The following is an 11,434-nucleotide window of genomic DNA, read 5'->3' as shown; positions in this document are numbered from 1 at the left end:
GATTTGTTTAATCAAAGGTGAGGGAGTAAAGGGAAACAAATGAATGGGCTCTCGTCATGTACGTCGTAGAGGATTCTTAACTTGAAAACTTAAGTGGTTAGTGGAAAAGGAGAATTTAGTATGTCGCATGTTCCTACGTTTCAATTAAAAAAGCGACAGATGAGAGGTTTGGAATTATCTGATGCGCCTTCCCTGTTTTCGTTCATGAGCCGTCCAGATACGATGAAGTACATCACTCCACATCCCGTCCTGTCTTTAAAAGAGATGGAAGCATACGTGGAAGAAAGGTTGGATGGATTTCAGAAGCAAAAAGAAATTCCTTGGGTGATTGAGAATGAAGCAGGGGATTGCATCGGGTTCTTCCGTTTTCACAAATTAAATCTGTGGCATAGGAAAACAGAGATGGGGGCTGTCATTCACCCGAGCAGCCAAAAGACAGGCATAATGACAGAAGTTCTTGAAACGGTACTCCCTTATGGGTTTGACACGCTGAATCTGAACCGGATTGTAGGAGACATTTTCGCTGAGAATGAAGGGTCACGCAGACTGTTAAATAAATTTGGCTTTCGGGAAGAAGGGGTAATGAGGGAAACAGATTTTGATGGGGAAAAATTTCAGGACACGGTCGTGTTTTCTTTGTTGAAGCGGGAATACGATAAGTTTGAACAAACGTTTGATCAAACATGAAGCATCTCATCTAACAAGATCTGTTTTGTATGTTAAAATGGGACAAAATAGTAGGACGAACGAAGAGGAGGATGGCTTTATGAAAGAGTTCGATCAATTTAAGAATCCAGGAGAAAACAGCGATAAAAAGAAAAACCAATTCACTATCATTAAAGATGATTCAACCGATGGTCATGGCGGATATGGTGTCGGTTCCATTAGTCTTGAAAACATGACGCCGGTCATAGTGGATCCGAATGAAGAGGAAGCCTATGTCGATATGGGGGCCCTTCACGCACGTAGTAAAGTAGAAAAACGGATCAAATTTATTACGGATCGTGAAGTGGTTAAAAACGGCCTGCAATATTGGATCGTCTGGGTAACCGTGGATAATCAAGAGGGGAAACCGTGTTACCATGGCGTAGCTGCCAGTGAGCTTGTCGTGGACAGGTCGATCAAGCGTGGATACAAATTGATGCCTGAACACGTCAACCATATGGATAAATCTTTGAAGGGCCGCTTTGTCGTCGATCATCTTGATGAGAAGTCGAAAAAGCTGCTCGGTGAATATTTGCGTGACTTCAAACCAGAACTTTGGGAGAACACAGCCCAGGAATTAAAAGCCTCTCTAGGCGTACAATAATTTATGATTGCAAACGCATAGCATCGGTTGGGAGAGGGGAATCTGAAGGATTTCCCTCTTTCTCATTACATGGTTCATAGAGGAAAGGGGTGGATTTCTATGAAGAAGATTTTAGAAAATGATGTGGTGTTTCACTTTGTAATTGCTCTTGTCGGTTTGATTTCAGGCATTCTTCATTTCCTGTCCAAATGGTCTTTTTATGCGAAGCATGAGTATTTAACATCTGGGTTATGGTTTGTATCCGGCGCATTCGTCATTTATGTGAGTTGTATTTTCGTGTTCGGATATCAGAAGAAAGCAAACGCAGGAAATAATGAAATGGAGTAGATGATGAGTCTATTCCATTGCTGTTCCACCCGGAAGAGCTGCATGAAAATCAGGGTCAGTTTTTCCAAGTATGAAAATTCCAGTTTACGATGCCCTCTTTTATGATAGAATAAGAACAAACGTTCGTGTTGGAGGGAGCCGATGATGGATAACCGGAATCGTGATCGCGGGACGATCAAGTGGACATCGCTCATGTTACCGGAGCATGTAGAAATGGTGAAAAAACTTTGGAAAGAAGATCAGCGTGTAGAAAAAGGAATCATGGATGAACAGAAAGCTGTAGAAATCGACTTTCTATTGCAGCGGGCACTAACGGACAATCTTACGGTCCAAGTTAGAGTCCACAATGGTTTCGAGTATGAAGATATAACGATGAAAGTGACCCATGTCAACCGAAGCAATCACACCGTAGCAGGGGTGGATGGACATACGAAAGAGCAGGTTCGTATACCCCTGGATGATATCGCTGACCTGGCTATTTTATAAGGTGTTCACTTTTTGTTCACAAAATGTTCATGAAAAAAGTGCAAGAATTCAGACGCCGAATCTTGACGAATAAGCGAAAAGGGTAATATATTAAGTAACACATGGGTTATACATGTTTACTAGGACAGAGAAAGCGACCGGTTCCCCCGGTCGTTTTCTCTGTCTTTTTTTAGTGTATGAGTAACGTGAGGAGGGCATCATTGAATGACAAAAAGCGAAAGGTCATCCGTTTTGATGACCTCTCGCTCCAAAATGATTGATGAAAGCATTAAAAGAACCAGTCCACGACATCTTTGAACCATGGATCATCTTTGAATTCATCATTAAGGTCTTTGCTTTCATCACCGCCACAAACATCCTCCGGCACATCGGATTCTTTCATGTACACTAATCGTTCCTGCGGACAATTGGGACCTGCGACGTAGCCGGTTTCCGGGTCAATGTAGACCCCTTTCACCCCTGGGGGTGGGATAAAGGCCGCAGTCGGTTCTGTTTCATGTATTCTCTCCATCGTATCAGCCCAAATGGCTTTCGCGTACCGATGATCGTTGAAGTCTTTGAGTGGCTTGCTTCCTTCATCGTATCCCACCCATACACCGGAGACGTATTGGGGGCTGAAGCCGATCATCCAGCTGTCGTTGTTTGTCGTTCCGGACTTTCCTCCATACATGCGTGACAGCTTTCCTTTGATTGGAGTCCCTGTAACCGATGCATAATCGGCATCCAAAATTGGATCAAACATACCTGTCATCATGTGGGTGACAGAGAATGCCCGTACTCGATCGACCGCATCGTCTTTATTGTAAGTCGGCTTGTATTCATACAGGACATTCCCATGCCGGTCTGTAATTTCAGCAATGGTATGGCCTTCGATTGATTCCGTTCCTTTCACCATTTTTCCATAGGCGCTGACCATATCGAAAAGGGAGATGGATGAGTAACCTAAGGCAAGAGAAGGGTGTGGGTGGAACGTTTCGTCAACGCCGAACGTCTTCATCGTCTCTCCTAATTTTTCCGGACCAATATCCATGTGAGTTTTCACCGCATAAATATTATCCGATACGGCAAGAGCTTGAGCCATAGAAATCGGTTCTTCTGCATATTGGTCGTTGAAATTTGATGGAATATAAGGTTCCGTTTTACCTTCTACTTTGATCTCAATAGGCTGGGTCTCTTTCATCGTCACTGGGGAATATCCTTCCCCAAGCGCAGTGTAATAAAGAAAAGGTTTGATCGTTGAACCGACAGAACGTTTGGCTTGAGTAGCTCGGTTGAATGGACTTTCTCCATAGTCCTTCCCACCGACAAGGGCTGTAATAGCTCCAGAGTGACTATCCATTACAGCGGAAGCGACCTGAATTTCTTCACTCCCTGGAATATTTCGATTCACTTGTTCTTCCAAAATCCGTTGATGGTCTTCAATCAGCGTGGTGTGAATATGGTACCCGCCGGCCTGGACACTTTCTCTGTCTATATCAAGCAGCTGAGCGGCTTCTGTAATGACTTGGTCTTGAAAATAAGGAGCAATCTCCTGAACCTCTTCTTCTTCATCGTCAGCATAGACGATGCTCGCTTCTACAGCTGCTTGTTTTTCAGAGGAAGTGATATAGCCGTTCTGCTCCATGACAGCTAAGATTTGCTGTTGTCTTGCTTCTGCTCGTTCGGTGTTGGCGAGTGGTGAGTAGTAGGTCGGGCCTTTAGGGATGCCGGCTAACATCGAAGCTTCCGTCAAAGTAAGGTCAGAGGCATGTTTATTGAAATATTGCCGGCTTGCGGCTTCAATGCCATACGCCCCGTGGCCGTAATAGATCGTGTTCAAATACCCTTCCAATATTTCGTCTTTGTTATAAAAAATCTCTAATCTAACGGCATAGAGAGCCTCGTTGAGTTTACGCTTCCATGTTTTATCATGGGAAAGGTAGAGGTTTCTCGCATACTGCTGGGTGATGGTACTGGCGCCTTCGGCCATTCTCATCTGCCTAAGATCCGTCAGTGCAGCTGCTGCAATACGTTTCAAGTCGAAACCGAAGTGGTTATAGAAACGCCTATCTTCAATGGCGAGTGTCGCGTCTTTGATAGATTCGGGCATTTCTTCTATGTTAATCCAGTAACGCTCTTCAGCTCCCCGCTCTTCCCCTATGATCTCCCCGTCTGTCCCGTAAAAGACCGTATTCTGTTCGGTCATCAACGATGGAGGGCCTTGAGTGATGGCATAGATCAACACTCCGATAATTCCGACAACCCCTACGATTGTGCCAAAAATAGCGAGTTTCATGCTACGGATTGTCCATCGATAAGTCGTTCTGAAAAATGATCGCATTCTTTTATACTCCTAACTGTTACGAATGTATAAAGACTGCTATTATTATGTGAGAATACGTAGTAAAATAAACTTCTTGAGTGAAACAAACGACTACTAGGATGAAAGTTATTCATAGATGAAAAAGGAGAAATGCAACATGGGTACATGGTTTACTGAGAAACAGACCGATCATTTCGGGATTACGGCGAAGGTCAATCGCTCCCTTCATAGTGAGAAGACAGACTTTCAAGATTTAGAGATGCTGGAAACAGCGGAGTGGGGGAATATGCTCGTTCTTGATGACATGGTCATGACGACAGAGAAAGATGAATTTGTCTATCACGAAATGGTTGCCCATGTTCCATTGTTCACCCACCCGAACCCGAAAAACGTTCTTGTCGTCGGTGGTGGTGACGGAGGCGTCATTCGTGAAGTATTGAAACATGAAAGTGTAGAAAAGGCGACACTTGTGGAGATTGACGGGAAGGTCATCGAGTATTCGAAAAAGTATCTGCCTTCCATTGCAGGGGCACTTGAAGATGAGCGGGTGGAAGTGAAAGTCGATGACGGCTTCATGCACATTGCGAAAAGTGAAAATGAGTATGATGTCATCATGGTTGATTCCACAGAACCTGTAGGGCCTGCAGTCAATCTTTTTTCCAAAGGTTTCTATGAGGGGATTGCCAAAGCGTTGAAAGAAGATGGCATTTTCGTTGCCCAAACGGACAACCCATGGTTTAAAGCGGATCTCATTCGCCAGGTGTACAGCGATGTGAAAGAGACTTTCCAGATCACAAAAGTTTATACAGCCAACATCCCGACATATCCAAGCGGACTGTGGACGTTTACGATGGGAAGTAAAGTTCATGATCCCCTGGAAGTGGGAGAGGAACGTTTTACAGAAATCGATACGAAATATTACACCGACGATATTCATCGGGCGTGCTTTGCCCTGCCGAAGTTCGTCAAAGACCTCACGAAGGAGTGACCGGCATGCGTTTTGATGAATCCTACTCTGGAAAAGTATTTATCATGAGCCGGGCGACCGAAGAGGAAGCGGATGCAGTCATATACGGCATGCCGATGGACTGGACCGTCAGCTTCAGGCCAGGATCACGCTTCGGTCCGAACCGTATTCGTGAAGCTTCCATTGGTCTTGAGGAGTACAGCCCCTACCTGGATCGTCATCTGGAAGAGGTGAACTATCATGATGCCGGCGATTTGATGCTGCCTTTCGGGAATGCTGCACGTAGTCTTGATATCATTGAAGGATATCTGGATGAACTGCTTGAGAAAGGGAAATTCCCCCTTGGTCTTGGAGGAGAACACCTCGTCACATGGCCTGTCATTCAGGCGATGTACAAAAAACACCCGGACATTAAGATCATCCATATCGATGCCCACGCGGATCTGCGTGAGGAGTACGAAGGAGAAGTATTGTCCCACTCGACACCGATCCGTAAAGCGTGTGAGTTGTTAGGAGCAGACAATGTGTATTCATTCGGCATCCGCTCCGGTATGCGTGAAGAGTTTCAATATGCAAAAGAGTCCGGTATGCATATGACCAAGTTTGAAGTGTTGGAACCATTGAAAAAAGTTCTTCCATCGCTTGCCGGCCGTCCGGTCTATGTCACCATCGATATTGATGTGCTCGATCCTGCCTACGCACCTGGAACAGGGACAGCAGAAGCGGGAGGCATCACGTCGAAAGAACTCATTGCGAGTATCCATGCTATAGCCGCGAGTGATTTGAACATCGTAGGAGCGGACCTTGTTGAAGTCGCTCCAGCATACGATCCGACTGAGAAGACGCAGATTGCAGCAAGCAAGTTCATCCGCGAAATGCTTTTAGGGTTCGTGAGATAAATGATAGAATAGAAATTAGCCACTGTGAGAGGTCTTCATAGTGGCTTTTCTGTTTGTGAAGTCTTCATGTTTAGTGGCGGAAGGAGACCGTTCACTTTTCTATAAACAGAAATTTAAAGGACGGCTCTAAATGACTAAGAGCTATGTTCTCCCTTTAAAGATAGAGTGACACGCAAAGACACGATACAAAGGAGCTTTTGTTTTGGATAAAAAGACAATTGGAGTGGCAGGGATTTACCTTTTGATCATGCTCCCTTTGCTGCTTCTCACATACGGAGCAAATTGGAACCCATCTAACATCTCGTATGAGTTGAATGGAGATACACTCCTCATCCTTGAAGGAATCGGGGGAGAAGAGGTGGCAGAAGTGAATGTGGAAGATCGCATGAACGACCTTCTGCAGTTCACCCTCGCTGTCTCTGTGGAAAATAGACAATGGAGCATAGATGTATGGGTGATCGGCCTTCTGCTTCCGTTTTTACTTTTCTCGATTGTCCCGGACCGCCGTCCGTTCAAAAAAAATCTATCGTTCAAGTGGTACTTGACGATTGTTTTGGCTATCCTAGTTCTATATGCGGCTTATTCGATTCCGAATCACGTCGTCCAAGTGCAGGAAGTTCATGAGTACGTTAACCTTCTACTAGAATGATGCTTGCGTTTTTCTGTTCGAATTCTTATAATATATTAGTTATAACTTGTACGTAAAAATGGCGATAGAAAAGGTGGAGGGAAGATGCCAAGTAACGCAAAAGATGTCCAGGTTCAGCTTGTAACCGAAATACAGGATGGGGATCGTAAAGAGACAATGAAGGTCCAGGAACCGGGACAGTTTTTCAAACGAGGCGATACGCAAGTGCTCACCTTTATCGAGCACCCGGAAGATGGAGAACCGGTCAGTACAATGGTGACGATTAAACCGGAACATGTCAGCATCAAACGGAGCGGTGGTGTGGATATGCGCCAGGTTTTCCAGCCATCTACGGAAACGGAAAATTTATATCATCATACGTATGGTGATTTTCATATGAAGACAGTTACAGATAAAGTGGAATTCCGTTCTTTGGAAGAATCCACACAGGGGCGACTGTATTTAAGTTATACCATGACTTTAAACCATGAAGTGACTCAAGCCCACCGCTTGACGTTGACGTTTGAGGAGGAGAGCGATTCATGAATATCGTTGAACAAATGGAACAGAAACTGAAAGATGAAATCGTCCGCTCAGTCCTTGCTGCTGAACTCGCATCTGAGGAAGAGATGCCTGAAGTGATCCTTGAGCAGCCGAAAGACAAAGCGCACGGAGATTATGCCACGAACATGGCAATGCAGTTGGCACGCGTAGCGAAAAAAAATCCACGCGCCATCGCGACCGATCTTGTGGAGCAGTTTGATAAGTCCAAAGCATCAATTGAAAAAATTGAGATTGCTGGTCCAGGATTCATCAATTTTTACATGAACAATCAATATTTGACTGAATTGGTACCTACGATTCTAAATGCTGGCGATCACTATGGACGCAGCAATAGCGGGGAAGGGCACAAAATCCAGGTGGAGTTCGTTTCTGCAAATCCGACAGGTACCCTTCACTTAGGTCACGCACGTGGCGCGGCTGTGGGTGATTCTCTATGCAATGTTCTGGATGCCGCAGGGTACGATGTCTCCCGTGAATACTACATTAATGATGCCGGAAACCAAATGGCGAATCTGGCGAAGTCTTTGGAAGCCCGCTACATGCAAAGTCTCGGGAAAGAGTGGAGCATGCCGGAAGACGGTTACCACGGCCAGGACATCATCGGCTTAGCTGAGAAGCTCGTCAGTGACGATGGAGAGAAGTGGGTGGATGTTGCGGAAGAAGAGCGCCTGCAGTTTTTCCGTGAGTATGGACTGAAGTTCCTATTGGATAAAATCAAAACTGATTTAGAAGAATTCCGTGTTCCATTTGATGAGTGGTTCTCTGAAACTTCTCTGTATAACGACGACCAAATCACAGATGCCCTTGCTGTATTGAAAGACCAAGGCTATGTGTTCGAAAAAGATGACGCGACATGGTTTGAAACGACGAAGTTCGACGATGACAAGGATCGTGTCCTCATAAAAAATGATGGAACGTACACGTACTTGACTCCGGATATCGCTTACCATAAAAACAAATTGGACCGTGGGTTTGATACCCTGATCAATATTTGGGGTGCTGATCACCATGGCTACATTCCACGTATGAAAGCGGCGATTCAGGCGCTTGGTTATGAGAAAGATACACTGGAAGTAGAAATCATCCAAATGGTCAACCTGTTCCAGGACGGCGAAAAAGTGAAAATGAGTAAGCGGACAGGAAAAGCGGTCACCCTTCGTGAATTGATGGAAGAGGTAGGAATTGACGCCATGCGTTATTTCTTCTCCATGCGCTCCAGTGATTCCCACCTGGACTTTGACATGGACCTTGCCCGTTCAGAGTCGAACGAAAACCCTGTGTATTACGTACAATACGCACATGCCCGCATTTGCACGATGCTGAAACAGGCAGAAGAGAAGGGGCTAGTGAAAGACTCCTATGATGGAAGCTATCTCACAGCTGAGAAAGAAGAAGATCTTCTCAAGCGTCTGGGAGAATTCCCGCAAGTGGTAGCGGATGCCGCAGAAAAACGTACCCCGCACCGCATCACTCAATATGCGTTCGATCTCGCATCCAACCTGCACAGCTTCTACAATGCCGTCAAAGTGCTGGATGACGAAAACACAGAACTGACAGCAGCAAGAATCGCCTTGATGAAAGCTGTCCGTACGACATTGAATAATGCCCTTCGATTAATCGGAGTTTCTGCACCAAACCAAATGTAATCCCATATACTAGGAAAAGGGCGTCTTTGCTAATAGAGCAGGGGCGCTCTTTTTCTATACTTATATCAGATTAGTGAAGTGTATAGCAGGATTCTTGAAGACTTGATTTCGAGATGTTCCGGGGTTCGTTTGCTGAGTTGAGAGTTAGGGGTGGTTGGGAAGCAACTCGTCTAGCTCCATCGCCCAGACACTCGCGTCATAAGCAGAACAGCAAAGGAATGAAAAGCACATTCCGTTGCTGTTCTGCTTATGCCAGTCGTGTCTACCAGGGCGATTCCGCATTTGAACACTTTCCTGTGGGGGAGTGGCGAGCTTCCTCGGACTGCGTCCTGCGGGATCTCGCCGATCTCCTCTTTCCCACGGGAGTCTCGCAGCTTCCCAACCACCCCAATCAATAATGTAAGAAACGAACCCCTATACCTTGCAGGAGCATCTTCCACCATCACTACCTATAGGTGGAGAGCGCTTTATCACAAGCGGTTAGAGCTCTATTCATACGATGGAAGCTTTGTGTTACAACTCCAAATATGTGTAGAACTCACCCAATTCTGGAAGTGGTTTCGAGATACTTATTAGGCCGAGGGGCGGAGGGGAACGGCGAGACTCCTGCGGGAAAAAAGTGCTTGGTGAGACCCCACAGGACGGTAGTCCGAGGAGGCTCACCGCGCTCCCGCGGAAAGCGAGTCATTCCCCGCAGCCCCTAAACGCACACAACCATCTCGAAACTGAGTCTCCCACAAACGGGAGCTTGTATGAGAAGCTATTGTGTTATAAGGAGGAGAGGTTTCGTAATATAAAAAGAAGCTTGCATGACAAGAAGCATGCAAGCAAAAACTATTTCTGTGTCTTACCTATCGAAAGGTTGTGGAAAAGATGAAAGAAGTTATTCTCGCACTGATTACAGGGTTCATCGTTGGACTCGTTTTTGCAGGATTCAAACTGCCGATCCCAGCCCCGCCTGCCTTTGCAGGAGTCGCAGGAATTGTAGGGATCTACCTCGGCTTTAGAGTTATGGCATGGGCAGGTCCCATGTTAGCTGAAATTTTCAAGTGAAGGAATTACAAGAAAGGCCTCAACAATACCGCAATTCTCTGGTTCAAACGAGTAGTGAATGAACGGCGTTTGAGCCAGTGTTCATCGAATGGGATCGCATCAGCGGCATCTTCGAAATAAGCGGCCCTCAAGTCTTGGATGAAGTTCTCGTCATACACATAGGTGTTGATTTCCTTGTTCAAAAAGAAGCTCCGGCGGTCAAAATTGGCCGTTCCAATATCCGCGAATGTTCCGTCAATGATGACGATTTTCGAGTGGTAAAAACCTGCATCAAACAAACGGATCGTAGCCCCTTTATGATAAAGCTCTTTTAAATAGGGGATGGCTGCTGGTTTTACAAATGGATGATCGGCCTTCATTGGAATCATGATGTGAAGCTCAACCCCACGGTCAATCGCCTGCTTTAGGCCATTCTGCAATCGGTCTGTTGGAATGAAGTAGGGGGTGCCGATCAGAATTTCTTGTTTTCCAGAATCAATCATCTTCGCAAATTCTTCTTCCAGTTCCACCCCATCCGTCGCCATAATGTTCATTATAAAATCGCCGTCCTCCGAAGGCTCACATGGCGACAGTGTTTCTCCTGAAGCCAGGTACCAATCATCCAGCATCACTTTATGGATTTCTGAAACGACAGGACCGGTCAAACGCAGGTGATAGTCTCTCCAATCCCCGAATTTTGCTGATTCGCCTATATAATTCTTTCCGATATTGAAACCACCCAAATACCCCACTTTTCCGTCAATAACCGTGATTTTTCTATGATTTCTTCTGTTCAATCGATAAAAAAAGAAGGGGAATCCAGGAGTTTCGGCGAAGTAGAAAGCAACACCAGCGTCTTTTAACTTCTTTCTGACGGACTTGTTTATTTTGTATCCCCCGAGTCGATCGACAAGTAATCGAACAGGAACACCGTTACGCGCTTTGTTCTTCAATACTTCTAAGAAATTTTCACTAATATAATCGTTATCGATCAAGTAGAAGTAGACGTCGACCTGTTTCTTCGCTTCGGAAATTTCCTGGAACATCTGCTCGTAAAGAACCGAACCATTTTTATAGAGTTTGTAATTGCCGCGCGTTTCCGGTAACGGAAGGGGCCTGTGATTTTGTTTATGCTTTGCCCGTCCCATTTTGAAGTCAATGAAAAGGAATAAGATAAACAAAAGGATGAATAGAATGATTGTGACGAGCATCTTTCATGCCTCCTATAATAATTGTTCCTGATAGTTTCCCCGTTTTTATAGGTTTCAAAAGGA

The 11,434-nt window shown here is 45.3% G+C and carries 12 protein-coding genes; 10 read left to right on the top strand and 2 right to left on the bottom strand.

Going from position 1 to position 11,434, the window contains the following annotated elements; all coding sequences use genetic code 11:
- The first annotated feature begins 120 nt into the window (after positions 1–120).
- From ACXACN_RS12915 to ACXACN_RS12900, 4 genes are all read left to right on the top strand, one after another.
- Complete coding sequence (locus ACXACN_RS12915) at positions 121–687, top strand: GNAT family N-acetyltransferase (protein ID WP_474964951.1); 567 nt, start codon at positions 121–123, stop codon at positions 685–687.
- Positions 688–766: 79 nt separating this feature from the next.
- On the top strand, positions 767–1,309 hold the full coding sequence (locus ACXACN_RS12910; RefSeq protein ID WP_474964949.1) for a YwhD family protein: 543 nt from the start codon (positions 767–769) through the stop codon (positions 1,307–1,309).
- A gap of 99 nt (positions 1,310–1,408) precedes the next feature.
- Positions 1,409–1,636: a hypothetical protein gene (locus ACXACN_RS12905; RefSeq protein ID WP_474964948.1), complete on the top strand. Its 228-nt coding sequence runs from the start codon at positions 1,409–1,411 to the stop codon at positions 1,634–1,636.
- A 141-nt stretch (positions 1,637–1,777) separates the two neighbouring features.
- Positions 1,778–2,122, top strand: a complete 345-nt coding sequence (locus ACXACN_RS12900; RefSeq protein ID WP_474964947.1) for a YolD-like family protein — start codon at positions 1,778–1,780, stop codon at positions 2,120–2,122.
- A gap of 268 nt (positions 2,123–2,390) precedes the next feature.
- Here the strand turns inward: ACXACN_RS12900 and ACXACN_RS12895 are convergent, their stop codons facing one another.
- Positions 2,391–4,442 (bottom strand): transglycosylase domain-containing protein, encoded by a 2,052-nt coding sequence (locus ACXACN_RS12895; protein WP_474964945.1) that lies wholly within the window; start codon positions 4,440–4,442, stop codon positions 2,391–2,393.
- Positions 4,443–4,581: 139 nt separating this feature from the next.
- Between ACXACN_RS12895 and speE the strand changes: the two genes are divergently transcribed.
- From speE to ACXACN_RS12865, 6 genes are all read left to right on the top strand, one after another.
- A complete protein-coding gene (gene speE / locus ACXACN_RS12890) occupies positions 4,582–5,412 on the top strand; it encodes a spermidine synthase (protein WP_474964943.1) in 831 nt (276 codons plus the stop codon).
- Positions 5,413–5,417: 5 nt separating this feature from the next.
- Positions 5,418–6,290: an agmatinase gene (gene speB / locus ACXACN_RS12885; protein ID WP_474964941.1), complete on the top strand. Its 873-nt coding sequence runs from the start codon at positions 5,418–5,420 to the stop codon at positions 6,288–6,290.
- Positions 6,291–6,492: 202 nt separating this feature from the next.
- On the top strand, positions 6,493–6,939 hold the full coding sequence (locus ACXACN_RS12880) for a hypothetical protein (protein WP_474964939.1): 447 nt from the start codon (positions 6,493–6,495) through the stop codon (positions 6,937–6,939).
- A gap of 84 nt (positions 6,940–7,023) precedes the next feature.
- The gene (locus tag ACXACN_RS12875; protein WP_474964938.1) at positions 7,024–7,464 is read left to right on the top strand and encodes a YwiB family protein; all 441 of its coding nucleotides are present in this window, start codon (positions 7,024–7,026) and stop codon (positions 7,462–7,464) included.
- Positions 7,461–9,128, top strand: a complete 1,668-nt coding sequence (argS, locus tag ACXACN_RS12870) for an arginine--tRNA ligase (protein ID WP_474964937.1) — start codon at positions 7,461–7,463, stop codon at positions 9,126–9,128. The genes ACXACN_RS12875 and argS overlap by 4 nt, the downstream gene beginning before the upstream one ends.
- Positions 9,129–10,001: 873 nt before the next feature.
- Positions 10,002–10,181: a XapX domain-containing protein gene (locus ACXACN_RS12865; RefSeq protein ID WP_474964936.1), complete on the top strand. Its 180-nt coding sequence runs from the start codon at positions 10,002–10,004 to the stop codon at positions 10,179–10,181.
- Positions 10,182–10,186: 5 nt separating this feature from the next.
- Here the strand turns inward: ACXACN_RS12865 and cls are convergent, their stop codons facing one another.
- The gene (cls, locus tag ACXACN_RS12860) at positions 10,187–11,371 is read right to left on the bottom strand and encodes a cardiolipin synthase (RefSeq protein ID WP_474964934.1); all 1,185 of its coding nucleotides are present in this window, start codon (positions 11,369–11,371) and stop codon (positions 10,187–10,189) included.
- Positions 11,372–11,434 lie beyond the last annotated feature (63 nt).

It is taken from the genome of Halobacillus sp. AWM4_238, from assembly GCF_056158265.1.
Note: the sequence above shows the minus strand (reverse complement) of the source record. Positions and strands in the feature narration are given on the sequence as shown.

Excerpts from the sequence above, each read along its gene's own strand:
- ACXACN_RS12915 (WP_474964951.1), top strand. The coding sequence starts at position 121 with ATGTCGCATGTTCCTACGTTTCAATTAAAAAAGCGACAGATGAGAGGT.
- ACXACN_RS12910 (WP_474964949.1), top strand. The coding sequence starts at position 767 with ATGAAAGAGTTCGATCAATTTAAGAATCCAGGAGAAAACAGCGATAAA.
- ACXACN_RS12905 (WP_474964948.1), top strand. The coding sequence starts at position 1,409 with ATGAAGAAGATTTTAGAAAATGATGTGGTGTTTCACTTTGTAATTGCT.
- ACXACN_RS12900 (WP_474964947.1), top strand. The coding sequence starts at position 1,778 with ATGATGGATAACCGGAATCGTGATCGCGGGACGATCAAGTGGACATCG.
- ACXACN_RS12895 (WP_474964945.1), bottom strand. The coding sequence starts at position 4,442 with ATGCGATCATTTTTCAGAACGACTTATCGATGGACAATCCGTAGCATG.
- speE (WP_474964943.1), top strand. The coding sequence starts at position 4,582 with ATGGGTACATGGTTTACTGAGAAACAGACCGATCATTTCGGGATTACG.
- speB (WP_474964941.1), top strand. The coding sequence starts at position 5,418 with ATGCGTTTTGATGAATCCTACTCTGGAAAAGTATTTATCATGAGCCGG.
- ACXACN_RS12875 (WP_474964938.1), top strand. The coding sequence starts at position 7,024 with ATGCCAAGTAACGCAAAAGATGTCCAGGTTCAGCTTGTAACCGAAATA.
- argS (WP_474964937.1), top strand. The coding sequence starts at position 7,461 with ATGAATATCGTTGAACAAATGGAACAGAAACTGAAAGATGAAATCGTC.
- ACXACN_RS12865 (WP_474964936.1), top strand. The coding sequence starts at position 10,002 with ATGAAAGAAGTTATTCTCGCACTGATTACAGGGTTCATCGTTGGACTC.
- cls (WP_474964934.1), bottom strand. The coding sequence starts at position 11,371 with ATGCTCGTCACAATCATTCTATTCATCCTTTTGTTTATCTTATTCCTT.